General features: G+C 44.9%; 30 protein-coding genes, 2 pseudogenes and 1 other annotated feature. Of the genes and pseudogenes, 15 read left to right on the forward strand and 17 right to left on the reverse strand.

Features of this window, described 5'->3' with window-relative positions; all coding sequences use genetic code 11:
* The first annotated feature begins 107 nt into the window (after positions 1-107).
* Together ROSMUCSMR3_RS14405 and ROSMUCSMR3_RS21195 are read left to right on the forward strand one after the other, a co-directional pair.
* Positions 108-959, forward strand: coding sequence for a MobA/MobL family protein (locus ROSMUCSMR3_RS14405; RefSeq protein WP_081507757.1), 852 nt, complete (start codon positions 108-110; stop codon positions 957-959).
* 249 nt (positions 960-1,208) lie between these two features.
* Positions 1,209-1,352, forward strand: coding sequence for a hypothetical protein (locus tag ROSMUCSMR3_RS21195; RefSeq protein ID WP_157667319.1), 144 nt, complete (start codon positions 1,209-1,211; stop codon positions 1,350-1,352).
* Between the two features lie 117 nt (positions 1,353-1,469).
* On the opposite strand, the pseudogene ROSMUCSMR3_RS21200 reads toward ROSMUCSMR3_RS21195, so the two are convergent.
* Positions 1,470-1,598: pseudogene (locus ROSMUCSMR3_RS21200) on the reverse strand (ATP-binding protein); the annotation flags it as partial.
* A 256-nt stretch (positions 1,599-1,854) separates the two neighbouring features.
* Here ROSMUCSMR3_RS21200 and ROSMUCSMR3_RS14410 point away from each other — a divergent pair.
* Both ROSMUCSMR3_RS14410 and ROSMUCSMR3_RS14415 read left to right on the forward strand, forming a co-directional pair.
* On the forward strand, positions 1,855-2,175 hold the full coding sequence (locus ROSMUCSMR3_RS14410; RefSeq protein ID WP_081507758.1) for a type II toxin-antitoxin system PrlF family antitoxin: 321 nt from the start codon (positions 1,855-1,857) through the stop codon (positions 2,173-2,175).
* Entirely contained in the window at positions 2,172-2,627 is a 456-nt protein-coding gene (locus ROSMUCSMR3_RS14415; protein ID WP_237183455.1) for a type II toxin-antitoxin system YhaV family toxin, read from the forward strand. Before ROSMUCSMR3_RS14410 ends, ROSMUCSMR3_RS14415 begins: the two co-directional genes overlap by 4 nt.
* Before the next feature lie 289 nt (positions 2,628-2,916).
* Here ROSMUCSMR3_RS14415 and ROSMUCSMR3_RS14420 read toward each other — a convergent pair whose 3' ends face one another.
* The 3 genes from ROSMUCSMR3_RS14420 to ROSMUCSMR3_RS21215 form a co-directional block, all read right to left on the reverse strand.
* Positions 2,917-4,479 carry a hypothetical protein gene (locus ROSMUCSMR3_RS14420; protein ID WP_081507759.1) on the reverse strand — a complete coding sequence of 521 codons (1,563 nt, stop codon included), beginning with the start codon at positions 4,477-4,479 and terminating at the stop codon, positions 2,917-2,919.
* 1,087 nt (positions 4,480-5,566) lie between these two features.
* A complete protein-coding gene (locus ROSMUCSMR3_RS21210) occupies positions 5,567-5,776 on the reverse strand; it encodes a hypothetical protein (RefSeq protein WP_157667320.1) in 210 nt (69 codons plus the stop codon).
* A gap of 224 nt (positions 5,777-6,000) precedes the next feature.
* Positions 6,001-6,327 (reverse strand): tyrosine-type recombinase/integrase, encoded by a 327-nt coding sequence (locus ROSMUCSMR3_RS21215; protein ID WP_157667321.1) that lies wholly within the window; start codon positions 6,325-6,327, stop codon positions 6,001-6,003.
* A 660-nt stretch (positions 6,328-6,987) separates the two neighbouring features.
* Here ROSMUCSMR3_RS21215 and ROSMUCSMR3_RS21220 point away from each other — a divergent pair.
* Positions 6,988-7,725 carry a hypothetical protein gene (locus ROSMUCSMR3_RS21220; RefSeq protein WP_157667322.1) on the forward strand — a complete coding sequence of 246 codons (738 nt, stop codon included), beginning with the start codon at positions 6,988-6,990 and terminating at the stop codon, positions 7,723-7,725.
* 66 nt (positions 7,726-7,791) lie between these two features.
* The gene (locus ROSMUCSMR3_RS21225) at positions 7,792-8,106 is read left to right on the forward strand and encodes a hypothetical protein (RefSeq protein ID WP_157667323.1); all 315 of its coding nucleotides are present in this window, start codon (positions 7,792-7,794) and stop codon (positions 8,104-8,106) included.
* 33 nt (positions 8,107-8,139) lie between these two features.
* Here the strand turns inward: ROSMUCSMR3_RS21225 and ROSMUCSMR3_RS14430 are convergent, their stop codons facing one another.
* Positions 8,140-8,709 (reverse strand): hypothetical protein, encoded by a 570-nt coding sequence (locus tag ROSMUCSMR3_RS14430; RefSeq protein WP_157667324.1) that lies wholly within the window; start codon positions 8,707-8,709, stop codon positions 8,140-8,142.
* 27 nt (positions 8,710-8,736) lie between these two features.
* Positions 8,737-8,997, reverse strand: coding sequence for a hypothetical protein (locus ROSMUCSMR3_RS14435; protein ID WP_081507762.1), 261 nt, complete (start codon positions 8,995-8,997; stop codon positions 8,737-8,739).
* A 239-nt stretch (positions 8,998-9,236) separates the two neighbouring features.
* Here ROSMUCSMR3_RS14435 and ROSMUCSMR3_RS14440 point away from each other — a divergent pair.
* Positions 9,237-10,465, forward strand: a protein-coding gene (locus ROSMUCSMR3_RS14440) for an IS3 family transposase (RefSeq protein ID WP_087148881.1) whose coding sequence is annotated in 2 segments (ribosomal slippage) — positions 9,237-9,525 and positions 9,525-10,465 — 1,230 coding nt in all. Because the reading frame shifts where the segments join, the coding sequence is not laid out codon by codon here.
* Positions 9,518-9,634: a sequence feature (AL1L pseudoknot), on the forward strand. It overlaps the preceding gene by 117 nt.
* A gap of 139 nt (positions 10,466-10,604) precedes the next feature.
* On the forward strand, positions 10,605-10,679 hold the full coding sequence (locus ROSMUCSMR3_RS21920) for a hypothetical protein (RefSeq protein ID WP_420541235.1): 75 nt from the start codon (positions 10,605-10,607) through the stop codon (positions 10,677-10,679).
* A 6-nt stretch (positions 10,680-10,685) separates the two neighbouring features.
* Here ROSMUCSMR3_RS21920 and ROSMUCSMR3_RS14445 read toward each other — a convergent pair whose 3' ends face one another.
* The 3 genes from ROSMUCSMR3_RS14445 to ROSMUCSMR3_RS14450 all read right to left on the reverse strand — a co-directional run bounded on the left by ROSMUCSMR3_RS14445 (position 10,686) and on the right by ROSMUCSMR3_RS14450 (position 12,288).
* On the reverse strand, positions 10,686-11,009 hold the full coding sequence (locus ROSMUCSMR3_RS14445; RefSeq protein ID WP_081507763.1) for a helix-turn-helix domain-containing protein: 324 nt from the start codon (positions 11,007-11,009) through the stop codon (positions 10,686-10,688).
* Positions 11,010-11,163: 154 nt separating this feature from the next.
* On the reverse strand, positions 11,164-11,553 hold the full coding sequence (locus ROSMUCSMR3_RS21235; protein WP_157667326.1) for a hypothetical protein: 390 nt from the start codon (positions 11,551-11,553) through the stop codon (positions 11,164-11,166).
* Positions 11,554-11,766: 213 nt separating this feature from the next.
* Entirely contained in the window at positions 11,767-12,288 is a 522-nt protein-coding gene (locus ROSMUCSMR3_RS14450; protein WP_157667327.1) for a hypothetical protein, read from the reverse strand.
* Between the two features lie 135 nt (positions 12,289-12,423).
* On the opposite strand from ROSMUCSMR3_RS14450, the gene ROSMUCSMR3_RS21240 reads away from it, so the two are divergent.
* Positions 12,424-12,570, forward strand: a complete 147-nt coding sequence (locus ROSMUCSMR3_RS21240; protein ID WP_157667328.1) for a hypothetical protein — start codon at positions 12,424-12,426, stop codon at positions 12,568-12,570.
* Positions 12,571-12,659: 89 nt separating this feature from the next.
* On the opposite strand, the gene ROSMUCSMR3_RS21030 is transcribed toward ROSMUCSMR3_RS21240, so the two are convergent.
* From ROSMUCSMR3_RS21030 to ROSMUCSMR3_RS14475, 5 genes are all read right to left on the reverse strand, one after another.
* Positions 12,660-12,998 (reverse strand): hypothetical protein, encoded by a 339-nt coding sequence (locus ROSMUCSMR3_RS21030; RefSeq protein WP_087148882.1) that lies wholly within the window; start codon positions 12,996-12,998, stop codon positions 12,660-12,662.
* A gap of 54 nt (positions 12,999-13,052) precedes the next feature.
* The gene (gene tnpB / locus ROSMUCSMR3_RS14460; RefSeq protein WP_157667329.1) at positions 13,053-13,406 is read right to left on the reverse strand and encodes an IS66 family insertion sequence element accessory protein TnpB; all 354 of its coding nucleotides are present in this window, start codon (positions 13,404-13,406) and stop codon (positions 13,053-13,055) included.
* A complete protein-coding gene (tnpA, locus tag ROSMUCSMR3_RS14465; protein ID WP_237183456.1) occupies positions 13,403-13,828 on the reverse strand; it encodes an IS66-like element accessory protein TnpA in 426 nt (141 codons plus the stop codon). The genes tnpB and tnpA overlap by 4 nt, the downstream gene beginning before the upstream one ends.
* Before the next feature lie 102 nt (positions 13,829-13,930).
* A complete protein-coding gene (locus tag ROSMUCSMR3_RS21245) occupies positions 13,931-14,383 on the reverse strand; it encodes a hypothetical protein (protein WP_157667330.1) in 453 nt (150 codons plus the stop codon).
* 4 nt (positions 14,384-14,387) lie between these two features.
* Positions 14,388-14,798, reverse strand: a complete 411-nt coding sequence (locus ROSMUCSMR3_RS14475) for a hypothetical protein (protein ID WP_157667331.1) — start codon at positions 14,796-14,798, stop codon at positions 14,388-14,390.
* 281 nt (positions 14,799-15,079) lie between these two features.
* Between ROSMUCSMR3_RS14475 and ROSMUCSMR3_RS14480 the strand changes: the two are divergent.
* A pseudogene (locus ROSMUCSMR3_RS14480) lies at positions 15,080-15,822 on the forward strand (IS5 family transposase).
* A gap of 441 nt (positions 15,823-16,263) precedes the next feature.
* Entirely contained in the window at positions 16,264-16,641 is a 378-nt protein-coding gene (locus tag ROSMUCSMR3_RS14485; RefSeq protein ID WP_157667332.1) for a hypothetical protein, read from the forward strand.
* Positions 16,642-16,690: 49 nt separating this feature from the next.
* Here the strand turns inward: ROSMUCSMR3_RS14485 and ROSMUCSMR3_RS14490 are convergent, their stop codons facing one another.
* Together ROSMUCSMR3_RS14490 and ROSMUCSMR3_RS14495 are read right to left on the reverse strand one after the other, a co-directional pair.
* Positions 16,691-17,299, reverse strand: coding sequence for a metallophosphoesterase (locus ROSMUCSMR3_RS14490; RefSeq protein WP_081507770.1), 609 nt, complete (start codon positions 17,297-17,299; stop codon positions 16,691-16,693).
* 234 nt (positions 17,300-17,533) lie between these two features.
* The gene (locus tag ROSMUCSMR3_RS14495; protein WP_081507771.1) at positions 17,534-17,899 is read right to left on the reverse strand and encodes an H-NS family nucleoid-associated regulatory protein; all 366 of its coding nucleotides are present in this window, start codon (positions 17,897-17,899) and stop codon (positions 17,534-17,536) included.
* A gap of 334 nt (positions 17,900-18,233) precedes the next feature.
* Here ROSMUCSMR3_RS14495 and ROSMUCSMR3_RS14500 point away from each other — a divergent pair, with 334 nt between their 5' ends.
* Positions 18,234-20,924 carry a class I SAM-dependent DNA methyltransferase gene (locus ROSMUCSMR3_RS14500; RefSeq protein ID WP_157667333.1) on the forward strand — a complete coding sequence of 897 codons (2,691 nt, stop codon included), beginning with the start codon at positions 18,234-18,236 and terminating at the stop codon, positions 20,922-20,924.
* Here the strand turns inward: ROSMUCSMR3_RS14500 and ROSMUCSMR3_RS21250 are convergent.
* Entirely contained in the window at positions 20,904-21,269 is a 366-nt protein-coding gene (locus ROSMUCSMR3_RS21250) for a hypothetical protein (RefSeq protein ID WP_157667334.1), read from the reverse strand. The genes ROSMUCSMR3_RS14500 and ROSMUCSMR3_RS21250 overlap by 21 nt on opposite strands.
* 86 nt (positions 21,270-21,355) lie before the next feature.
* Here ROSMUCSMR3_RS21250 and ROSMUCSMR3_RS14510 point away from each other — a divergent pair, with 86 nt between their 5' ends.
* Genes ROSMUCSMR3_RS14510 through ROSMUCSMR3_RS21255 form a run of 3 tightly spaced genes read left to right on the forward strand, consistent with a single transcriptional unit; the run spans position 21,356 to position 25,654 of the window.
* Complete coding sequence (locus ROSMUCSMR3_RS14510; RefSeq protein ID WP_081507774.1) at positions 21,356-23,401, forward strand: DEAD/DEAH box helicase; 2,046 nt, start codon at positions 21,356-21,358, stop codon at positions 23,399-23,401.
* Positions 23,402-23,418: 17 nt separating this feature from the next.
* Positions 23,419-24,699, forward strand: a complete 1,281-nt coding sequence (locus ROSMUCSMR3_RS14515) for a GIY-YIG nuclease family protein (protein ID WP_081507775.1) — start codon at positions 23,419-23,421, stop codon at positions 24,697-24,699.
* A 37-nt stretch (positions 24,700-24,736) separates the two neighbouring features.
* Positions 24,737-25,654 (forward strand): hypothetical protein, encoded by a 918-nt coding sequence (locus ROSMUCSMR3_RS21255; RefSeq protein ID WP_217521278.1) that lies wholly within the window; start codon positions 24,737-24,739, stop codon positions 25,652-25,654.
* Positions 25,655-25,696 lie beyond the last annotated feature (42 nt).

A 25,696-nucleotide genomic window follows, 5' to 3' on the forward strand; every position in this document is an offset into this window, starting at 1 on the left:
TGAGTTTGAATTAACATGCTTGCTCGCAGGCGCAAGGATGAAATTATGCCACGCAGGCGTCTGTTTTTAAAATCTAAAGGTAGAATCTGACGTTAAGGAAAATATATATGGGATTTCTCACATTTAATATTGGAATGATTACTAGATCAAGCGGTGGATCTGCAACTGGACGATCAGCTTTTCAGAGGTGCGTTAAATCTGAATGTGGAACCCATGATTACAGTTCAAAACGAGACGAGTGCATACTACATGAAGTAATGCTGCCCGAGAGCGTTAAGAGTAGATTTCGCGATCCTGCAATACTTTGGCTGGAAGCTGAGAAAATGGAGGGCGGTTCGGATTCACTGCTCGGACGTACAATCGAAATATCAATTCCAGACAAGGTCCCTCTGGGTCTGTGGAGAAAGTTCGCACAAGAAATTTTATTTCCGTACGTTGATCACGGTTTTGCAGTAGAGTACGGGATTCATAGAACGAAAGTGAGTTCCGGGAATAACGATAACATAAGTATTCACGCACTTGTATCAGCCCGTCGAATGGGCAAGGAAGGTTTCTTGATAAAAGGGGATCGATACTTTGAGAGGAAGTTTCTAAGAAAAGGTTGCGCTTCAATGATCAGAAAGATAACTGCAGAAGCAATGAATTTCTTTTTCTTTAAGAACGGCATAAAAGCATTCGTCGATCATGAAAAGAATGAAGCTGGTGATGATTTGGCTCCGATTGCTAGCGATCATATCATTCAAGAAATTAAGCGTGAAACGCAGGGTTTAAAAAAACACATTGAAGAAGGGGCAACTCCTTCCTCGTATATGCCAAAGTTTTCTCTGGCGGCAGGAATGTTTCTCTTGTCCCAGTCTCAGAAAAAGAATGGATTGGACGGATTGTGCGAGGCTGTGGGTGATCTCGACGAGATGCCATCAGTCCCAGAAAGGGGTCACCTGAAGGGGCCCTTGCTTTGAGTTCCTGGCTTCATGGGTAACCCTGGACGCGGACGCTCTGATATCGGCATTGAGCGCGATTTCGCAGGGCAGATGAGTAAACTGACAGTTTCCGTGCCATGAGGGCGTCAACGGGTGACGTTCACTGGCCGCGTTCGAAAAATGCCGCGCATGCATCGTGTCCGTCCCAGCCCGTGCACCTCGCGCGGGCTTTGTCGTTTCTTATGACGCCAAAGCCAAAACACCCGCAAGGTCTCCAAGACGTTCACTGTGGCGACCGCCCTGATGCTGCCGCAGGAAGCGTATATTGAGGCTGATCTGGCCGTACATCTGTCTGGCGCTGCTTGGATCAATGGCCTTCGGGCACCGCACGGCGGGGTGCGGCTGCGCTCCTCTGATTTCATCGTCCAATGAGACCATACTCCGGATGAGCGCCCAGAACCTCAATACGCCTAAGCTGTTGCTTGCCAGTGAGAATTGCCCCGGCATTGTCACCGAGATCTGACCCACCCGGTTGTTATGTTCTGCGCGTCATGTTGGCGTCAATGCAGATGTCTCCTTTCGTTTCTTTTTCGCCGTCTCGGAACTGGCCTTGAATCGATAGCTGTCATTTCCGGTCTCCAGAATGTGGCAGCGGTGGGTGGGGCGATCGAGACGAGCTGGCAGACATATTGGAAGAATCCGCCAACGCTCTCAAACATCATAGATGCCGGAATGCGTGCGCCAGGGCAGGGTAGCTCTAATGGATATCTTATCAGAAATCTTGAAAGCATTCTGAGTATCTGTCTTAGACGTCGGCCAGATCTTGATAGGTCTTGGGAGCGTGAGGAGAGGCCGCGTATTGACAAAGTAAGAAATCGTCCTTACTTTTGAGGGAACAGAAGTGTAAAAACACTCGTGGCTCGGGAAGAGAAACATGGCAGACCTTCAGTTCGGACGCGTGAGCTCGAAAGGGCAATTCACGCTACCTAAACGCTTTCGTAGCGCACTTGGCATCAGGACAGGCACAAATGTTGCTTGCGAAATGCATAAAGGAGAGCTTCGGATTCGTGTTGCAGAACCGCGAGACCGGAACGATGATCCAGTTCTGGACGAGTTCCTGAAGCTGATCGATAAGGACATCGCAAAGAATGCAGCTCTCTTTCACATGCCGAAATATCTCGAAGCACGCATGCGGGAAGCTGCAAAGCAAGATGTCGATCTCGAAGATGAAATTGAAGGTGACATCGAGTTTTGAGTGAAAAGACAGAACCAACAGTTATAAACGGGTGGACACTATTGTTTCACCCGTTTTTCATTGAGAAGCTTACAAAACTTGAAGCAAATGCTCAGAAAGCGCTGCCAGAAAATCCTGGGAACGCTTACGTAAAACTTTTTAATCAGATCTCAAAACTCGTCTATGAAAAGATCCCTGAAAATCCTGCATCTCCTGAGTTCAGACAGGGGAAGACGTTGGGATCTGGATACAAACACTGGCGGAGAGCAAAGTTCGGCGGAAACAGGTTCCGTCTCTATTTCAGGTATTCAGAGAAAGCTAAAATAATAGCATATGCTTGGGTCAACGATCAGAATGGTATGAGAAAAGACGGTGACAAGAATGATCCGTACGTTGTCTTTAAAAAGATGCTGGATTCCGGAAATCCGCCAGATGACATCGAGGATCTGATCAAGGCTTGCAGAAATCTCTGAAATCAAAAAGCGAAAAGACCAGGAACGACAACCTGGCATTTTCTACAGCAAGAAGAAAATATGTGTGTGAGGGTACATATAATATATAATTTAAATTAAATCATATTGCAAGATAAAATAATATAATACTTTAATTAAAAGTAGAAATCTAAAACTAGAAGAGGGCTGGAAATTAATCCAACCCTCCTCACGATCCCAAGCAAACAAAGGGTGAGTAAAGCTCTCCGTTCTCTTATGAATTATATAGATTCTGAATAAATTATAAAATTAACTATTTAAACTAAGTTATTTAAAGATTTCTTTGTGTATACCTGGGATAAATGATTTCCATAGGATCAATAGCGGTTCCTGCTTTCTTTTCGTTTTCTATTGATAACAAGTTGTCAAAATATTCTTGGGCAGGCTTCAAGTAGCCGTCGCCCATAATTGGAGGTCTTCTATTCATAATGATGTTGTCAGCAAAAATACCGAAAAGATCGGAAAGCTGTTCTCCAGAAGAAATCTTGTTTTTGTAGATGAAATCTATCAAATTCTTGTTCAAGTTATCTATGATGTCTAGACTGTCGGCTTGGCTTTTTAAGCCTGCATCGATCAATATACCGCGCATCTTGCGTCCTGGAACGTGATATTCACTGCTGACAGGCTGAAAGCTGGCGTTCTTGATGGTTTCTTTGGCAATGCGTTTGTAGGTATAGAAACTCTGAAGAGGTCTTATCAGAACTCTCAGACTATCAGATTTCTTTGAAAAACCATTAATATCAGCTTTCGCTTCGAAATAATCGCACTCAGAAAGCGCCTTTAGTGCTTTATTAAAGCACTCATTTATCTTTGAATTAAAGATTTTCTCACCGACATTACAGGCTTGCATGAGAACAGCAGCTCGATTTTTAGTCATCGTAAATGCCGTGCTCGAGGAGCGCTCTTTCAACATGATATAGGGAAGCAGACCAAGGGACAGCACAGATGTCATACGCGATACGTTCAAGAGATCTGTAAATGCATAGAAACCTGGGTTCATCATCTGCTCGAAAACAGGCTTCGAAAGCTTGAATGTCAAATAATTGTAATCTTCTGAATAGGATTCAAGAATTCTAACAGTCTGAGGTTTGCTGCCGTTCTTTACACCGGTGGCCGCGATCACCACGTCTTTTTCAAGGAGATCTGGAACAAAAACAGGCTTAAGTTTGTGAAGTTTCGTATTAAAAAACTGTTTAATCGCATTTTTGGATATCTTGATCTCTTGTGTTCTTGAATGATAAGCGGTCGCATAGATCAAATGCATCATCTTTAAAGATTGCAGTCTTATACCCTTTGCTGACATATCAAGAAGACTGGCTGCAAGCGGATACTCAACGCGAAAACTGGAAGACATACCCGATGTAATCCATTGCTCAGGCGACTGTAAAAAAAGCTTATTTTCTTGGTTTCTGCAAACCAAGGCATGGTAAGAAGGCAGCTTGTCTTTTGAAGCACCAGACTTATAACGACCATAAATCTTTTGTAATTTCTCATGCTCTCCTAAAAGCCTTCTCAGCTTCGCTTGCTCAATCTGATATGAAATTTCTTCATCTGTTTCTTCAGCACAGATTTTAAGGAATTCTTTATCGAAATCTTTTAAGTTTTCCTCGCTTTCAAATTCAGAAATATATTCCTGTTCATCCTCTTTTTCAGAGATATCTCCATCATGCTCATATTCAGGAGTTGCTTTATATTTGTTGAAAAACTCATTTTCTATTGAATAATCAACATATTGCGAATGATAGGGAGAAAGGGGAATGCCTTCTTCAAGACCCAATTCTTCTTCTAAATCGGAAGCTTCTGGTTCATAATAGAGTTCTAAAGATAGCGTCATAAATTACTCGTTAAAATGCCTTCTGAAATAAAGAAGGTCTTGGGATTGCAAGCATATATTATAATCAAAAGATACAATCAAGTTTATAATCAAGATTAAGCAAGAAAAAGGTAAGCAAAACTGAGATTAAAACCCATAAGGGGGGGGGATAAAAGTAAAATATCGTTTTCTTATTAATTAAAACAATAGGTTACAGCCTCTCTAATAATCAATATACTATAGATATAAGAAGACGGGTTGCTTTTGGTCTTTGAGTGATCAGGTTACATCTGGTCATAGAGCTGTCATCCATCGCTTCGGTTTACTTCCTTCTCGATGCGACAGCTGATCAATATGGTATAGGTTTCCTTTGTTACGCGCTTTCGCGCGGATCTTGGTGAGGGAGGGCATATCTGTTTGCTTCATTGGAGCAGATCAGTCAGCTTTCCAAAATCAGATCCTAACAGTAACTCTTATAGCTTCGAATACCTGTTAAAACGACCACATGATGAGGTTTTAGGTAAAACTTGTACATTACCATGTCAAACATGAAAACTGATCTCCACGGGCTTTAAAATCAGCCACTCCATTCATCCCCCACAAGACCATAGGTAACCCTATTGAAAAAGCCCCGAAAAGGAGTTTTTCTTTTTCATATTGAGTAAACGGTCTTCTTTAAAGAAATCAACTAAAAGTTGTTTTCCTTAAAGGCTCACAGATTACGTCTCAGTTTTTTCTTAACCTTTGGTTTGCGTGATGCTTGCGGAGCAGCAAGAACAGATTTCCTGTTCGGATCCGGTTTATTCTGCATCATGACATTCAGCAAATCTCTTACAATAAGACTCATACGTTTATTCAACACAAAGTATTTTTTTCGCATGTCTACTGTATGATGAAGCTCACGGATTAAATCATATTCTGAAGTTTTGCCTTCTCTTTGGAAATCTCTTTTAATTGAATCAGATTTACTTTTATAATTTCTTATAGCGTATATTATTTCATCAAGGCTTTCTTCTTCGAAGCTCTCATAGAGTTGATATAGCTTTTCCAGCTCGAAAATATCTAGCTCTTCACTGTCTACGTGTATGTAAGGATAGTCTTTTTCAAGTTAGCGTTTGATTGTAGATAACTGCTTAATAAGCTTATCAGTTTCTTGCAGTGTTTCTTCAACGACGGTCTTCCTTTTAAGAAAGCAATAAAACGTTGTAATATATGGTCCTGGTCCTGGTCCTGGTGCTGGCGCGGGATTCTGCTCTTTTGAAACAGATGTATTTTGATTCGATTGATCTACACTGTTAGCCACAATTTCTTTAAGCATTCAGAATTTCCTTTTGAATGTATATTACAAAATATATAGCATAAAAACTTGCGAATATCCATAGGAGATATGTAAAGAAATATGGTTAAAACCTTTTCAAGTAATTGTTTTACTCAAAGAACCAAAGATAAAGCTTAATTTTGTAAAGATTTTTCGTTAGGAAGCTGGCTTAAATGTTCTACACAAAAAATCTAGATGTGTAGAACATTCATGGATAGCTTTCTTTAAAGAAATCCTGTTCCGGCATCGTTCTTGAATTTCTCATGATCAGCAAAATAACTACGTACAGTGTTGACGTCTTTATGTCTTGTTTGCTCCATGATCGAATTGATGGGAGCGTTATGCAATCCAGCAGTGGTCACGAAACCAGATCTTACAGAATGTCCGGAAAGCAACTTTGGATCGAGACCTGCATCACAAGCTCTGTTTTTTATGATGCGAGAAATAGCTTCCCCAGTCAGAGCTGAATTGCGGCATCTTTTGCCACCTTTTAACACTGGTCTGAAGATGTAGCCTGTTTCGATGCCAGCTTCTTTGATACAGTTTTTCAAGGCTTGCACAGGCTTTATGATGCGACCTGTTGGAACGGTAATAGTTTGCGGGTATCAGATCAGACGGGATAAGCTCGGATTTACCCATGGCTCGACTAAGGCCGAGGTACAGCTTTGGAACTTCCCGACCTCCACAGTCCGCATCTTGTGGCGGCGCGCCGACCACGGACGGCAGTATGGACCTGCTCGTTGGACCGTCCTCACCATTGACCAAACCCGCCCGATCACAGAAGAAAACAGGGATCGTTCTAAAGGGCGGCTTCGGCTTTGATTATCTAGGTAAGCTGATTATAGAGAACCCCCAAAAGATCACGGTTTCTGGAAAGATCGTTTGTGCATACAATTTTGATCTGACGTTTCTTTCGAAAGCTCCAGATGAAGCCCGCTTAAGAACGCAATCTGGTAAAGATCGAAGACCCAGATTTCCACCATTCGATTAAGTGATCAGTCTACATTATTTAAGAAAAGAAGGCTCCTTTTTGGGGCCTTTTTGCTTTCTTATGATCTTGAGGGAGGGGGAGGGTGTATGGCTTTCCGAAATCTTTAAAAAACATTAAGATTTATGTAAATTCTATGAATAAATTTTACCAAAAGCTAGTATTTTAGATAAAAGTATACTATATAATATATAGAAAGCAAGAATAGAAGAGGATGCTTAAAATGGATAAACCAGAAATTAATGTAAAATCAAAAATTATGTATGACGCAATCATGAATGGATATACGCAACCTGAAATTATTATTGACACTTCAGGTTCTGTTGAAAAATTAAAGAAGTTTAATACCCCGCGAGTTGTCTTCGAGTATGAAGATTGTAATGATAAATACGTATTTGAACTACGATATTACATGGTCTTTGATGATTCTTATAATGTTGAAAGAAGACTTTTTGTTAATGGTGAACTTATAAGGGTGCGATCTGATAATCCTCTTTCGAGCGTTCAATCTATAACTTTATCTATTCAAGAAAACATGCGCTATGTTCTTGAAAAGAATGAGGAGATTAATGAAATTTTAGAACAAAAAAGAATCAATGATATAGAAAAAATCTTTAAGGCAATTAATGATGATGAAGCAGACTTTAGAATAGAAATTCATTATTCGTCTAATGATGTAGATGGAACATGTGCGGAAGTTGTCTATGAGTTTGATGATATCGAATTAAGACTTCAAGCCCTTTCAAATGGAAAAAATTACGAGGATGAAGACGAAGAAGAAGAAGAAGAAGAAGAAGAAGAAGTTACATATGACGACTTGGATTGGAATAAAGTAGACCCGATCTGGGTGAATGGTGATTCACTAAGTAACAGAAACATGGATATAGATTTAGATATTGATTGGGATGAGCTGCTTGATCTCATCAGAGAAGAACTAGACGAATATCATGCAAACAAATAAATTTACCAATTAATCGCCTGCAAGTCAGCTTTTCATTGGCTTGCAGGCAACACAGGATTCAAACAAATGAAAACATTTACAGTTACACACACACAAGATTTAGGGGAAACCCTTCCAGCATTGCTGAGAAATATTTCTGTTCTAAAAGACTTCTTTGGATACGAAAAGTTCTTGGTAAATGATGTAGAAATTACCGAAGAAGTCTTATCTCTTTTTTCTTCTCTGACAGCTCATGTTACAGAGAAACGAAAGCACAGTTATCCGACATGCTTCATTGTTGATCGTCTTATGGGTGATTACTATCATTATTCGGAGATTTCTGAAGCCTGGAATATTCCGATCACGACTTTCTATCGCATTAAAAAAGGTGAGCTGACTTAAGCTCACCTCTACTGTTTTCTTGGTATTTGATCTTCAGTTACCAGACAAACCACTTTTTACGGCATCTGTAATGATATTTGTTAATGCGCCTTTTGCTTTGGATTTCAGGCCATCGACAATACCAGGTGATTTTTCGGCTTCTTGTTGTGTCTCTTCAGCCAGCACAGGAACCTCGTAGAGTGTTACCTCTGCTTGTGTGACAGGAGCCCCCAGGATCTTCAGAGATGCCGTTGAGCGGGCTACATCATCGAGCGCAACACGCATCCATTCAGCAGCCCCTCCAGCAGCGTCTCGCATGCCCTGTTCAGCTTTGGCCTTCTCCAGTCTTTGGTCGATATCGATACCTTTTTCACGTCGTTCATCGATCAAGGATTTATCAGTGATAACACTCGTATCCTGTATGGCTTGAGAAGGCGCTTCTTTAGCTGTGATATCTTCATCAGATTCTGATCCTAATAAGTAGACAATCCCAAGGATCATTACTGCAATCAGACCAATACCTGCCAGCTTTCTTGGCTCAATAGATGGCCCTTTTGTAGATGTAGTATTGCTTGTATTGATCTCAGGAGCTGTCTTCTCACCGTTGTTCAAATTCGTATTCATTCCCATTAATGACATATCAGATACCTATTAAAACTGGGTCAGCACATAGCCAGCAGCAAGCATGGCAACCAGGATCCCCCAATTCGGGCGTCCTGTTAAAGCTGAGAAAAGAAAGATGACCATACCCAAACCAAACAGGATTGCCGGAGCCGTTCCTGCAAGGTTGAGCATTGTATCCAAAATAGAAGGAGAGGGTGGAACCAGATCTGTTGGGTTGACCTGATTTTCTAATGTTTGCCTGCCGAATTCAGGAATGCTGTCTTTATTTGAAATTGTGTTTTCTGACATTTTGATAATCCTTTATCTATAAAAATTAAATGACTCCTTTCCCAGATTTTCCAAAATTAAGTTAGCGTTGTGGGATTTTGTAATCTGTTAACTTATTAGATGAAAACAATGGAGTTACAAAATGAATGTTACAGAGAAAACAACAGATAAAATGGGAGACAGCTCGTTGTATCTGGAAGTTGGAGATGAACCGCGCCGGGTTTGCCGGAGGCTCCAACTCCTGAGTAGGATTGAGCATCATGAGCAAAACAACGAACAAGTTTTCCCCTGAAGTGCGTGAACGCGCGGTGCGACTGGTCTTCGACAATGAGGGGCAGCTCGGTTCGCGTTGGCAGGCGATTATGTCGATTGCGGCGAAGATCGGCTGCGCACCCCAGACCCTGAACGACTGGGTCAAGAAGGCCGAGGTCAATGTCGGCAAGCGTGCGGGCGTCTCCAGCGAGATGGCCGAGCGCATGAAGGCGTTGGAACGCGAGAACCGCGAGCTGCGCCAGGCGAATGAGATACTTCGCAAGGCGTCAGCTTATTTTGCGCTGGCGGAGCTCGACCGCCGGTCGAAGTGATGGTGGGTTTCATCGACGCGCATCGTGATGCGCACGGGGTCGAGCCGATCTGCAACGTGCTGCCGATCGCCCCGTCCACCTATTATGATCATCTGGCCAAGCGGGCCGATCCAACCCGGCGGTCGGATCGCGCGCGCCGGGATGATGCGCTGCGGCCAGAGATCCGGCGTGTCTTCGAGGAGAACTGGAGCGTCTACGGCGTGCGCAAGGTCTGGCACCCACTGCGCCGCGAAGGCTTCGATGTCGCTCGCTGCACGGTCGCGAGGTTGATGAAGGACATGGATATTCAAGGCATTATTCGAGGCAAGCCACACAGAACGACGATCCCTGACAAGAAGCAGCCCTGTCCGTTGGACAAAGTGAACCGCCAGTTCCAGGTGCCCGCACCGAACATGCTGTGGGTCAGTGATTTCACCTACGTCGCAACCTGGAAGGGGTTCGCATATGTGGCTTTCGTGATCGATGCCTATGCTCGGAGGATCGTAGGCTGGCGCGTCAGCACTTCTCCTCACGCCAGTTTCGTCCTTGATGCATTGGAACAGGCGGTCCACGAACGTCGCCCGGTCAAAGGCATGGGACTGGTGCATCACAGCGACAGAGGCAGCCAATACCTGTCCATAAAATACACCGAAAGATTGGCAGAGGCGGGTATCGAACCTTCTGTGGGCAGCGTCGGCGACAGCTATGACAACGCCCTCGCCGAAACGATCAACGGCCTGTTCAAAGCTGAGGTCATCCACCGTCGCGGCCCGTGGCGCAGTTTCGAGGCCGTCGAATACGCAACACTCGAATGGGTCGACTGGTTCAACTACCGCCGCCTGCTCGAGCCTATCGGGAACATCCCGCCCGCAGAAGCCGAAACAAACTTCTACGCAGCTCTGGAAACCGAACCCGTGGCCGCGTAACTCACCGAAATCAGCCTCCGACAAACCCGGCGCGGTTCAAGATAAGGTATTTCCAACGAAGGCAGAGCTGACAAAGCTGGAGATCGACGTTCTCTATCACAGGATCTTTGGGTATTCACATGATGGGATTGCAAATATCATGGGATTTTCAAGAGAAACTGCCCGCAAAATCGAATTGCAGGCAGTTAAGAAACTCAAGGAAACATTGGATTAAGAATAATCAGGATGTCTTCATGTTGAAGCCAGTATCAACCCCAAGATATGCGGCAAGAGCAATCACGAATTTCAAGCTGCGAACTTCAACACGACCATTGATAATGCGGTTGACATCAGCTTGTGGCAAACCGGTTTCCCGTGCGATATCTGTCTGATTAATTCTTTTCTTGATAACATGATCACGAATTTCAGAAGCAATCTTTTTCTTGATATCTAGAATAACCTGTTCACTCGCATCATGGAGCTTTTCATAGCGCCCTTGAGTCTTCTCATATTGAAGTTTTTTCCAGCATGCCGGAGCACCTAATTTTGGTTTTTGTTTTTCCATAATAATGATTTCTTTCTTTAATTTAATATATAGTTATTTACATTTTTTACAATGCAAAAAATTTTAACTAAATAAATTAAATACCTTAGAAATATATAATAAAATACATTGGGTCCGATAGCTTACATTATCAGACGTAAAAGATTTTATATTTTCAATGATTAAGCTTTGGTTTTCTGGTCCAATCAGCATCAAGCTCTCTTTTCAGATCTCTATGGTATCTGGCAGCGACTTCTCGTGCGGCGTAGTCATGAAATCCATAGGCAAGCCTTCTGATGATCTCTCTTGAGCGGCCTTTACTATCCTGCGGCAGGTTTTCTTCTGATATTCCAAAAATGCGGTAACCTTCTCCTCTTTCAACAAGATCACGAGAGCCGGGAATGATTAAGTAGGTCACTCCAAATGTTCCGGTAATGATCCACTTCATACCAGCAGCTTTTGTTATCTCTTCAAGATCTAGGATTTCACCAGATGGCATCTTTTCAACGCCAGCTGGTGGATCTACAGGATCAAGGTTTAGGATATCTGGATGAATTTGTTTCATTTTGTGGACATGGGTTTGGTTACCAAATACTTCTACTCTTCGGGATTGCGGCGATCAACATAGCAGGAAGAGTGAGCCGGTTTTTTCACCGAGAAGTGAGCCACCTCTGATTATGGATATTGGTTCATGCTGGGGTCAAGCTGTGTGTTGTTTCCTTCTTCTTTGCAAAAGGCCCCGAAAAGGAGCCTTCTGTTTAATGGTTAACCCGTGATCTTACTGTGAGGCCTTCATTATTCCCAATATGTAATCGAATTTTGAATCCGCATCCTTATTTGTCATCCCTACCAGCTCGAACATTCCTGAAATACCGTAACCTTTGATAATGTCTTCAGGAGGATTTGTGACGGCTTCAAACATGCGTGAATAACATACATCAAGTTCTTCCTGGTCTACCCAACCAAAATTATCGTTTAACAAATTATTAAATGTTATTCTGTAACTGTTATCAAACGCTTCGGTATATTTTTGACTATGAGCAGACATATGATCTAAGTTTTCTTCTCTCAGTGAGATTAACAGGGTTGCCAGCTCCAGAAATCGTGCGGTTGCCTTTGCGCGCTCTTCAGTTAGCACTCCGACGTCCAAATTGTTCATCGTGTTTGCGAAGGCCATACCACTGCATGCTGATGCGACAACTATGTTCGGGTTTGGTAAATCAGGCGCAGAACTCGTAGATTGCGCATTAGCCGGGGTAACAAAGGCAGCAAGCATTGTTACTGCAATCAAAGATTTCATCTCAGTTTCCTTGTTTTGTCATAGAAGAGCACTCTACCAAGAGCTTAGATGTCTCTAGATTGCTGGAAAAACAGGTATATGCAAGCTCGTGATGCTCTCCTCAGGAAAGCTAGAATCTCCCTCCCACAAGTTTAAATGAACTCAGATATCTTGGCTTTGGAAGCCAAAAAGATAACGGGCTCTGCTGTTGATCAGCAGACTTTAATTTCTGCATTTGAAAAGCTGACAAATAAGCTCAAGATTGATCCTTCTCTTAAGCATATCAAAGGGAAAGCCGCATAAAAGGGATTGGATGAAAGCCTGATAAAGCTTCTGCTCGATCTCCTGGACCCGTTGAAGCATCCGGTTCCAACGGGCTTCCAGTTCTGCAGTCACCAAGCGGTTCTCTGGGTCCGATGCATCATACTGTAGGAATGCACGGTCGGGCGTCTTGGTTTACCATCAGCATTGCGTTCGACCAGCGCATCCCGCACGGCCTCGGCCTCGGCGACCGCTGTTTCCAGATCCTCAAACGCCAGCTGACGCGCATCGGGGGGAAGATGCTCGGACCGCTTGCCATAAAGCGCATGACGCAGCTCGGCGATCAGGTAATCTTGGCGCTCGGTCTGCGCCTCCAGCCCGGCGACCCTGGCCTGCATGGCCGCGAAGGCCTCACGCACGGCAGGCGGAAGGCTGTCCAGATCAAAGGGGAGATCGGCGGGCGCAGACATGGCGATTTATACCGCATGCCCCCACGACTGCCCATATTTACAAGGCGATCCGAGTCATTCTGTCGCGGTGGGCGGGGTCGGTCTGGGCGTATGGATGCGGCGCCAGTCAAGCCCTGCAAACAGCGCCTCGAACTGCACCCGCGACAGCCGCATGACGCCGTCACCCACCTTTGGCCAGGCGAAGCCGCCCTGCTCCAGCCGCTTGTAGATCATCACGATGCCACTGCCGTCCCAGAACAGAACCTTGACTCTGTCGCCACGCTTGGACCTGAACACCACCATCACCCCCGCCTTCGGCGCAAAGCCCAGCTCGGAATGTGCCATGGCTGCCAGCCCGTCGTGCCCTTTGCGGAAGTCTACCGGCTTGGTCGTGATTACTATCCTTACGGCCTGATCCGGAAAGATCACAGCACCTTCCTCAGCGCCGCCACCAAGGCTGCCGCGCGGTCTGGGCTGCAATCCGGCGTCACATGCAGAACGGCCCCACAGATCTCGACCTTGATCACGTCCGCGTCGGCCGACGCAGTAGCGGCAGCGGCATCAACCGATGGCTCGATCACCAGCGGCTCAAAGGCTGGGACCGCATCCATTGGCACCACCAGCTCCCCCTTGCGCGCAAGACCGCGCCATCCGGAAAGGTGCCGGGCAATCAACCCATACTTCGCCGCAACATCGCAGACCCGCGCGCCGGGCTGAAAACTCTCGGCCACAATCCGCGCCTTGAGATCATCCGGCCAACGCCGACGCCCGGTGGGGCCATCAAGGACCTCGATCCGCGACACTCCCCTCGGCCCCCGCACCTCCATCCGGTGCTCGTTTTGGCGCTCCACGGCCAGCCTCCCGCAAACTCAGTTGCACGACGGAATGCCCGAAGTCACATCAAGCCGAAACCACGGGGCTAGCGCACCGCTTACTGTTGAAAGAAGATCGATTCAGCTTTTCCGAAAGTCATTCCACGCCTCAAGAATTGATCTTGTGAACTCTTCAGAAGCCTGTCCTAAATAGGAACTTTTGGCCGATTTGATGGTTTTGATATCATCGGGAAAGTAAGCTAACACCTGCTCGAACAAGCAAACCCACTGCTGAGCCCCATCAAGACCCATGGCTACCTTTTCATCATCAGGTATCAATACAGCTTTCTTGTCTTTCCAGGTGACATCCTGCTCACTATGCGTGATCGCCAGAGCTATGACACCGACTTTCTCGATACCCTCGCGCATACCAATAGCAGATTTGATTGCGATGCCTGGGTGAGGATGCTGTGCTGTCCCGCCGAAGGGAAAATTGAAGCCGTAAACGGAACCTTGAGGAACAGGAACCAGCTCTTGACCACGCTGTCTGTTTGGATCAGCAGGATCTTTGTTAGCCCGTTCTCGTTTTGGCAAAGGATTACTTCTCCAAGCCAAAAAATGCGAGATCTTCGTCTGACATATCCTTGGGATGGCCAAACCACATATCATCGCTTTCCAAAGCGGTCAGGCCTGCATAGGGGCTCTTTGCTTGGGTAATCTGAGGTGATGACGGTAGCACGGTTGCGGCCATCGCTTCATAGATCGAGGCAACGGCGGTAGCTGTTCTCACATCGAGCTCTGGATCCCGATAGAGAGGAAACTTCCTTTTGTAAGCAGCAGCTTTAATGTCTTGTCCTGAAACCCTTAAGGATGTCACAACATTGAATTTAATACGTTTTTTGTAAGTTTCCACAACTTTAGAGCCACGTTTCACCTTGCGGCGCGTGCCCATCGGGTTTCCAGTCAACCCCATAAAGTGTGTTTTGCTGCCTTTGACCATCTCGTCCATCCTCGCCATCAACATATGTTTTGGTTGACTGCTAGTCAATTCTTACAAGAGGCTCTTGTAAAAATGGTAGGTTTCGTTACCCAAAACTACAAAATGGGTAATCATACCTACCATTTTCAGGGTTTCTTTATGCTTCAGGCATAATCTTCTGTTTTCTTGTTCTAACAGATTTTACAATGAAAATTGTGACAATAGAAACTAGGGTCTGTTGACGTTTAAGGATTCCCAAATCAGGGATTGAATGATTCAAGGTTACCAAATGGGAGGTGACCTTGATCCGAATGACATTGACCGACACGCAATGGGCGATCATCGCCCCGCACTGTCTTGGCCGGGAATGTGATCCCGGGCGCACCGGCCCCGATCCTCGGCTGTTCGTCGAAGCGGTGTTGTGGATTGTCCGCACGGGCTGTCCGTGGCGTGACTTGCCGAGCGAGTTCGGCAAGTGGAACTCTGTGTTCAAGCGGTTTCGTCGCTGGGTAAAGGCCGACGCATTCTATCGTATGTTCAGTGCCTTGGCCGAGGACGCGGACTTCGAATACGCGATGATCGACGGTTCTATCGTCAAGGTCCACCGCCACGGACAGGGCGCAAAAGGGGGACTCAGGGCCAGGCCATCGGGCGTTCTCGCGGCGGTATAACGACCAAGATCATGGCCCTGACCGATGCGCTCGGCAACCTGGTCGACTTCCGCCTGCTGCCGGGGCAGGCCCACGATTTGCGCGGCACGGCGGCGCTGCTCGAAGGGCTGTCTTGCGGCCAGTTCCTCGCCGATCGCGCGTTCGACGCCAACTGGGTCCGCGAAGAGCTGGTGGGAGCCGGGATCGAACCGATCATTCCCCCCAAATCCAACCGCCGCTTTCCGGCAGACTTCGACCGCGACACCTACAAATGGCGGCACTTGATCGAGAATTTCTTCGGAAAGCTCAAAGAATTCAGGGGTATCGCCACGCGCTGCTGCAAGACAGACAGCAGTTTCTCCGCCTTCATCGCCATCGCCGCGACAGTCATCCGTCTACGCTGACCGTCAACAAGCCCTAGGACAAGCATTACAAAATAGGCAACAACTTCAATCCAGCCGCCTTGGTGCTGAAAATGAATGTGATTGTCTACCATTACTTTTTGAGGACGTCCGAAGTACAAATACAAGACTTCTCGAATGGCAAGCGAGCTGGGGATCACAAATACCAAAGCTTTCAGAAAACTCTTCCAGAATGACTTTTTCAGCAATCTTTCAAAAGGAAGAGAAGACTTGGAACCCCGGAAAAGGGATTGCAGATATGCCAGCTGACGCCTGGAAGTGCAGATATTGTTTCTACTCACTCCAGGCGTCATAGAGAACGATCAGGCGGCTTTGGCTGGTGCTGCCTCAGATTTGCATCAGGTGACATGGGAATGTGCGCTTTCCAGCCTTAGATCCGAGAGACTGTGAAAAATGGTTAACGTTAAAGATATTTTCGTCTCCTTGAACGGCCTGAAGGAAATCTCGTCCATCGAGCAGATCGATCAAGAACTCTATAAATTCATCAAGGCATCAAATGGAGCTACGATCACGTCTACTGATTTTGTATTTCTTGTGATCCGACGAGCTATTATGTCGTTGAATAGAAATTATTGCGATGATCGTATGTTTGCCAATATGAGATTTTCAGTTCACGAATATTTCCTGAGCTTTGGTGTCGAGATCGAGGTCAAATCGAAATCCAAGACAAAAACTGTAAACATTCGTCCTTATCTCACAGACAGCGATTTCTGGATAGCTGTGAGAACTCTTCAATTCTATATCGAAGAGAAACGTATCAAAGCCGGATGTAAAGCAAACAGAATTGAAATGATTGTTTGAGAAAGCAGAAGGGACCAGATCGGTCCCTTTAATCTTTTGTCTTCAGAAATCAGTAATAATCAATCTGCTCACCAAAAATTGTGGTTCCTGGTTCGACTTCGTGCCAGTGTTTATTCATCGGGAGCGTCTTTGAGCGGTGTTCAATCTCATCAAAAGAAACAGGATAGAAGTCCCAGACATCAAGCCCGACGTTTACGCAATTTCGTGTTCCCAAAAAGTTGTCATGAACATGACCGAAGAGGCAGTAAGCCCCTCTTCTCGCATGATTCCATGTCAGCATTGGATAATGAAAAAGCGTGTTGTAATTTCTTTGTGATCCATCCCTAACTTCGGCCATATAAGCAACACTGCTCCAAGGCAGAGATTGAACGATCTCATCATCGTGGTTGCCGATAATCAGATGCTGTTCAGCTCCTGGAAGCCTATCAAACATCTCCTGCAACCATTTTTTATCTAGCTTTTTGTGACCGAGTGCAAAATCACCAAGCAGCCATAGTTGGTCTCCTGGGCCGACCCTTTCGTTAAGATTCCTCAAGATGATTTCGTCGGCTTCATCTGCATTTTTGAAAGGTCGATTGCAGAATTTCACAATATTATCATGACCAAAGTGCGGATCTGAACAGTACCATTTTTTCTTATTTAACTCGTTTCGTCGCATGTAGATTTCTCCTTAAAATTAAGGCGAGCGACAAGTGAACGTTGGCTATTTGGGATAAAGGCACAAGCAGACGAACACCAGTCGCCCAAGGAAACTTTGGGCGATTATCTGGTGGTTATTGTTGTCTTCAGATCTGCCATGGCGATACTCGTATATCAGAATATCGCGGATTTCCAGTCTGGAAATTAATGGCAACTTGCTCGTACAAATTGCCATCTTTTACAGACTGATTTTTCAGTCTTTATCCACCAGAAGTTCTTCCAGCTTCTTTGCCTGTTCTGGATCTTGACGATCAATCTTTTCGACACCGAGATGTTCCAGAACCCATGCGGGCGCATTGGGACCCCTGCCGGACCACTCTTTACCGTGCTCATTACGATACTTTGCTTTGACAGTCTTGCGCGGCTCTTTTGATTTGGACCCCGATGACAAGATCTCACTTATAGGAATACCAAGCTTCGCAGCCTCGGCTTCCATGATTTCCATCAGCCGCTTCTTGTTCTCTTTTTTGATCTCGTCGATACGATCTGTCACCATATCCCGCAGCTCTTGAAGCTCTGCGATTTCGAGACCTTCAAGGCTTATGTTTTCAATACCCAACGCGATTCTCCATGATTATATCCCACTTTCAAAATTTATATATTCTTAAAATTATTACTACAAGAAGTTTATGCCTGAAGCCTAAACTATGCATCTTTCTTGCATAAAATTTACTAAATCAGATTTAAGAAGAACAAAAAGGAATCCTACATGAAATCAATGATAAAGAATGAAGATCTGAAGAAGATTCCGTTTATGAGCCTGTTAATGACGATGACGAGCCCATCATGAGGCTGTCTGCTTAAGCGTTTAGGCACCACAAGCGAGAAAGCACTTGTGGTTACAATCTGAGATGTTGTTCTGTTACGTGTACACGAACAGCAGGATTTTGCAGATGAACGCGTTTGAGATTGAAGAGAGTGTTAAGTCACTTGTATCTAAAGGATTTAACCCAAAGACCTTCATTATTGACTTTTTGAAGGCCTATGACGCGCCAAAATCCCTTATTCAGCAGTTAAAGGGTGATCACCAGAACCTTTCAGATATCTCTGGTGGAGTGCTCTGGCGGAGAAACCTGCATTACAAGCTGGCCGACAAAGGCATGGTTCCCTCTGTTATCACTGAGCTCAGAAATTCTCAGGCCACCAGTAAGTATAAAGTCCGGTTTGTCATCTCGACAGATGGGGAAGAGTTCAGTGCTCATGATCTCAATACGGGCAACACTGTTAATTGTAATTTTGACGAGATCGATATTCATTTTGCCTCCTTCTTATCTCTGGCAGGGATCTTCTTTGAAAAAGAGATTGAAGAAAACCCTATTGATATTCAGGCAACGAAACGCCTGACCAAGTTTTACGACAGCATCCTCCAGGACAATCCGGACTGGAAAACAGATGAGATGCGTCATACTCTCAACCATTTCATTACCCAGATTATTTTCTGTTTGTTCGCAGAAGACACCGGGATTATTCCGAAAGACATCTTTTCAAGTACCGTCCGTCTTTATTGCGAAAATGACAGTGAACAGGCAAAACCTGTTATTGAAGCCATCTTTACTGCTATGGCTCATGATGCTGGAGCTGAAGTTCGATCCGGTCTTCCAGGCTACACCCAGAAGTTTCCTCACGTAAACGGTGGGCTCTTTCGTGGAAACCCACAGGTTCCGCGCTTTCTAAGGGGGTCTGTACGCTATCTGCTGGATGCTGGTGTCCTTGATTGGAAAGAGATCAATCCTGACATCTTCGGCTCGATGATCCAGGCTATCGTGCATCAAGACCAGCGCGGCGAGCTGGGTATGCATTACACTTCGGTTTCAAACATTCTCAAGCTGTTGAAACCCCTCTTCCTGAACGACCTTCAAGACCAAGTAAACGCAAACTGGAACTCCAAAAAAGGCCTTCAGGCTATCTTGCAACGCTTGATGAAGATCCGTGTCTTCGATCCGGCATGTGGATCTGGCAACTTCCTTGTGATTGCTTATCGTGAGCTTAGAAATATTGAAATCCAGGTTATCAGGCGTCTTGCAGAGATCTCTGACTTCTCAGCTGGTCTGTGGTCCCATGTCGATCTGAAAAACTTTTTCGGCATCGAGTACATCGACTTCGCAGCAGAGACAGCAAAGCTCTCACTCTGGATTGCTGAATACCAGATGAACAAGCGTTATGAAGACGAATTTGGTAAGTTTGCACCCTCCCTGCCCCTCAAGGACACAAACACAATTCAACAGGGAAACGCATTGCGTATCTCTTGGGAAGACGTCTGTCCTCATTCAGACGATTCAGAAGTCGAAACCTATATTGTTGGCAATCCACCTTATCTGGGGAGGCAAAAAAGGAACGAAGAGCAACAGGAAGATATGGAGAAGGTGTTTTCAGCCTACACCAGCAAATATGCAAACCTAGATTACGTAGCTGGTTGGTTCCTGAAGTCTTCAACATATATGCACAAGCATAATAATGTATTTGCAGCCCTTGTTTCTACTAATTCAATTTCACAAGGGGAGCAGGTATCGCTTCTTTGGTCTGCACTCAATAAACTAAATATAAAAATTATCTTCGCTCACACATCCTTTAAATGGAAGAATAGCGCGCTCAAGAATGCTGGAGTGGTTTGTGTCATCATTGGAATTGGGAACGGGTCTCACGGTTATCGACCGACTATTTATTCGGACAATACATTAAAATATGTTGACAATATAACTCCTTACTTAACATCCGGAACAATCACTTATATTACGCCAAGGAAGAAACCTCTAAGCTTTCTTCCTGAAATGGATTACGGCAGTATGGCTAATGATGGAGGTGGATTATTACTATCGCCCGATGAGGCAAACACAATCGTATCTGAATATCCGAACGCGCTCAAGTTCATTAAGAGGATATATGGTGGGCAGGAGTTTATTAAAGGTATTGTTCGCTATGGAATTTGGATTAACCACAAGGACTTAGATGAGGCGATGAAAATTCCTTATCTAGAAAATCGCATATATGAAACAAGGAAAAATAGATTAGATAGCAAGCGAGAGGCCACACAGAAACTTGCAAGTGTTTCTTATAGATTTTCGGAGGTGCGACACACAGATCAGAGAAAACTTATAATTCCAAACCTTACGACAGATAAACGTAAATGGTTTACTGTTGGCTTCTTAGAGGCTGATGATGTTGTTATTGCTCCTTCTCTTGCAATAAACGGGGCAGACTTTGGAACTTTTGCCATTGCTTCCTCAAAGCTTCATTTCGTATGGATCAGCTCCGTCTGTGGAAGATTCAAGACAGATATACGATACTCAAACACGTTAGGATGGCATACCTTCCCAATCCAAAAACCTACAGAACAACAATATAAGGCTATCGAAGAGCTTGGAAAAAACATACTCTTAGCGAGAGATGCATATTTTGAGCATCAAATAAATACACTTTATGATCCGAATCGAATGAGTGTTGACTTCCCTAAACTTTACGAAGCTCATATAGAAAATGATCGAGTTATAGAAGAAATTCTATCAGGTCATTATTTATATAACGACACGGAACGATTAGATTTTTTGCTATCAGAATATGAATCTCTATTTAAAAACAGAGTTTAAATCATGCGCGGCCAAGAGTTTTTCTATTGTCGTATAGCGCGGGCCCTGAAGCCCTATTCCAAACATTTTTGGAATGCCGATGTGCTTTATTTCCACGGGGGACCCTTTAAAGTAGATTGTATAGCGACCCTCTTTCTCAGAGTTCTCAATTCGCTCCACTTCAGCATAGTGCGTAATGGCAGATACAGGCTTTGTCACATAGGCCGCCAAATATACTATGTTTTGCACTTTATCTTTGTGCAAACGTATATTGGTCCATTTCCTTTGCCCCAGAAATACATCTTGAAAACCTTGTGGTCTAGCCGGGACAACAAGGGTGTCTTGGATTTTTTCTAGATGTTCCATCTGTACGAGCCTATCGTTGGGTGTTTCGTATTTTCAAGTAACAGGCAGCATGGTCTCGGTCTAGGGGAAGTAGGAGAAGGAAGAAAATGAAAGATGCGATCCATGTTACCTATGGCCAGACGGGCAACAGCCAGCAGTTCAACACTATGGGTATGCGTCCCATGCAGGCTCGTGTTTTTGCAAAGCGAGATGAGCAATATATTCTTGTAAAAGCACCCCCTGCTTCAGGTAAGTCTCGTGCTCTGATGTTTCTTGGACTGGATAAGCTTCATAACCAGGGAATCCGTAAGGTGATCGTAGCCGTGCCGGAAAAGTCTATCGGCAGCTCCTTTAAGACCACAATGCTGAAAGAGCATGGCTTCTTTTCAGATTGGATCGTGCCCAATCAATGGAACCTCTGTCTCGATGTCGGAACACTTGAAGAAGGCGCTGTCCTGGAAGGCAAGGTAAACACCCTGAAAAGCTTTCTCGATGAGAGAAATCAGGAACCCATAATTGTTTGCACACATTCCACATTGCGCGCAGCATTCAAGAAATTCTCTCTCGATATCTTTGATAACTGTCTCATCGCTGTGGATGAGTTCCATCATGCCTCTTCAGGTGAAAACAATCGTCTTGGGGAAGTAGTCAGAGACCTTATCAAACGTGGGTCAGCGCATATTGTGGCTATGACAGGTTCCTATTTCAGGGGTGATGCCGTCATGGTTCTTGATCCTGAAGATGAAGCCAGGTTCACCTCGGTTTCCTATACCTATTATGAACAGTTGAATGGATATAAATACCTGAAATCATTAGGTATCGGATATCATTTCTATTCCGGTCGCTATACAAAAAGTATTGGAGAAGTCCTCGATCCCTCCTTGAAGACGATCATCCATATCCCCCACATCATGAATTCTGCATCCTCAAAGGATAAATACAGGGAAGTGCATGAAATCCTCTCTTTTCTTGGGGAATACCAAGGTGTTGAAGAGGAGACTGGATTCCACCGGATATTCAATAAGGATCTGAACCGAATTCTTAAGGTTGCAGATCTGGTTGAAGATGCCCCGGAGCTTAGACTTCGCACTCAAGCGGGACTGAGAGATACGACAAACCGGGATAAAGTAGACGTCATCATCGCACTAAATCTTGCGAAGGAAGGTTTTGATTGGATCTGGTGTGAGCATGCTCTCACAGTGGGTTACAGAGGCTCCCTCACTGAAATCATCCAGATCATCGGTCGTGCAACACGTGATGCTCCCAGCAAAAAGCATGCTCAGTTTACCAACCTTGTTCCCGAACCTGACGCCACACAGAGCACCGTGACCTCTGCTGTGAACGATCTTCTGAAAGCCATATCTGCATCCCTTCTTATGCAGCAGGTCTTGGCCCCGAAGTTCAAATTCCGCACCAAGCGTGTTGAAGACGAAGATGATGCGTCAGAAGACATGACCTATGATGAGACAACCGGAGAAATCACTGTTGCCATCAAGGGTTATAAGGAACCGACTTCAGAGAATGTGAAAGCGATCATCAATAACGATATTAATGAGCTGATCGGTGCAATCTGTCAGGATCCGGAGATTTCTTCACAAGCCACAGCTGATCCCGACATCGCCGCCGAGCGAGTCAATGTTCATCTGATCCCAAAAGTCATTGAAGAGAAATTCGAACATCTCAACGAGACCGAAGTTGAGGAATTACGCCAGCATGTGGTTGCCCAGATGAATATTATCGGGGAGTCCCAGAACCAGGATCTCCTGAAGCCAGCACACCAAACTGATGAAGACGACGAGCCAGTCTCCCAAGGAAAGAACCTTGGCCTTATGAAGCTTGTGCGTAAATTCATCAACGTACAAGAACTCGATATCGACCTGATCGATCAGATCAACCCATTCAGATCCGCATATGAAATCCTGTCAAAGGATCTGAATACAACGACCCTGGCACAGATCAATTCCGCCATCACTACAAAAACTATCAGGATTACAGAGGTAGAAGCCGCGCGGATGATTCCAAAACTCGAAAAGTTTATCGAGTTGAATAGCCGTCCCCCCTCCTCTCTTTCTGAGAACCCTTCAGAAAGATATCTTGGACAGGTCTACGACTTCTTCCTGGAAATGAAGCGCAAACGAGCAGCCGAGAAATAAAGAAAGCATTTAGATCTATGGCTATCGACCGTTCTGATCAAATCGATGCCTTTTTGGCAAAACTTCCTGATGTGAAGCCTAAAAATACGGGGCGTCCAGCTGGAATAGATGAAAAAATCTTTGAGACCTTTGCTGAGATCAATGCTTTCTTTGCGGAAAATAATAGAGAGCCATCACTCGTAGCTGACAGCTTCCATGAAAAAAGCCTGGCCACAAAGCTTTCACGTCTGAGGCGTCAATACGGAAATAACGAGAAACTCAGGGCAATAGATGTCAACAATATCTTAGGGGGTGAGTGGCAAGATATTGTGAACGACCCCAGCGAAACCTTTATACCTGAAACCGAGACAGCTCCCCATCATTTATCCGTCGAAGATATCATTATTCCAGATGATGATGATCTGGTTGAGGTGGCTCCGGGTGATATCGATGATTTCCTATCCAGGATCACAGATACACAAGGGGACATATTTAACCTTAAACATGTGAAGCATTCATCAGAAAAGCCAGATGCTGTCGATTATGTTGCTCAGCGTGTTCAATGCCTAAATTTCCATGAATACGAGCCACTTTTTGAAGAGGTCAATCTCCAGATTAAAAGTGGAATTCGTGAAGCTATCCCATTCCGAAAAGAAAGCGAAATTGAAAAGGGTCAGTTTTTTATCCTGAATGGCATTATGGCCTATATTGCAGATGTTGGTGAAGAATTCGAGAGAAACGGCAAAAAGAATGCTCGTATGAAGGTTATTTTCTCAAATGGCACCGAAGGAGATAACCTGAAGCGGTCCTTGGCAACAGAGCTTTATAAAGACGAACAAGGCCGCAGGATTACTGATCCCAGAACGCGTGGGCTTTTCTCAAACAATGCGAATGAAGAAGATATCGGAACCGGGACAGTCTATGTGTTGCAATCCTTGAGCACACATAGACGCATTGAGCCAATAAGGAACTATATCCATAAAATAGGCGTCACCAGGGGATCCGTGAAAACGCGTATTGCCAATGCTGAGAACGATCCAACCTACTTACTGGCAGGCGTGAAAGTCGTGGCTGAATTCAAAGTATATAACGTTAAAGCATCCAAAATTGAAAAGCTTTTGCAAACATACTTTGATCGAGCGCGGGCTGATATCACGATTGAAGACAGATTTGGAAAGCCGGTGCGTTCCACGGAATGGTTTTTTGTGTTACCCCAGACGATCAAGGAGGCCGTGAACAGGCTTATAGATGGTAGCCTTGGTGAGAGCTACTACGACCCCAAACAAGCTAAAATACGCATGATGAACGAGAAAGACTGACTATGGACAACCGGCCTCAATCAAAATCCAAGACATCATGCGGAGTCCAAAAGTGAAGCGCCGTCCCTTTCATAGAGAAATACAAGAGAAAAAATGTGAATTTACATACGACAGCTTTATTTGTGAAGGTGTAAGATACCGAGATATTGCGGGAATCTGGAGATCAATGCACGGCTGGCAGAGCTACCTTGGAGAAATAAAATATTCTGAGAACAGATGTGTGTTTCATATGGGTAGCTGGTATGAAGAGGGGAACAAAGACCCGCGTGATGCACCAGTTCCATTTTCAAGACGTCTGGGTATAAGTATTGGTAAAAATCCCTATGAGCAGTTTGTATGGGAATTAAAATTTATTTTTGCGGGCGGAGTGAAATATTTCGATTTTGCTAGTGACGAAGAACGCTCGCGCGAGCGTGATGATGGCAGCTGTAATATCAGACACGATGACCTGACATTAAGAGATGTCTGGCATGATGAAGATATAGTATGCGTCGAGCTGCATTCTTCCCGAAGCATATCACAATTCAAAAGGGATATCCGCGACTTTATAGTCCCGTTTAAACAAGCAAAACAGCGTGTTGCCAATCCAAACGTCTGGCGACCAGCCGGTCTTAAAGCGGAAATTGTATGCTGGAGTTGCGGACATAACTCGGAAACGGAAGCGCATATTCTCACTCGAAACCGACCAACAGACGATATATTTTCGCTTGAGAGGAGAATGAAATGCAAGAACTGTGGCACAGTCGGAAAAGCCAGCATTCTTCCTCTCTTTAAAGAATCTACTAGATACGCAGTAGAGCGTGGGCGAGCATATATTGAGAGAAGACGTAGTTCCGTTATTGAATCAACCCAAGATGTTGATTTGTACGATGTCCTTGGTGGCGATGGCACCAACTCTGTTTATGTGGGCGACGGCCTGAACATGCGCCCAGATGGCAGCTTTTCTGACTACTAGAAGCTCTCTTAATCCGACTTCTTGACGCTGACCTGCCCCCCA

The sequence above is a fragment of the Roseovarius mucosus genome, from assembly GCF_002080415.1.
In the GTDB taxonomy this organism is placed as follows: domain Bacteria; phylum Pseudomonadota; class Alphaproteobacteria; order Rhodobacterales; family Rhodobacteraceae; genus Roseovarius; species Roseovarius mucosus_A.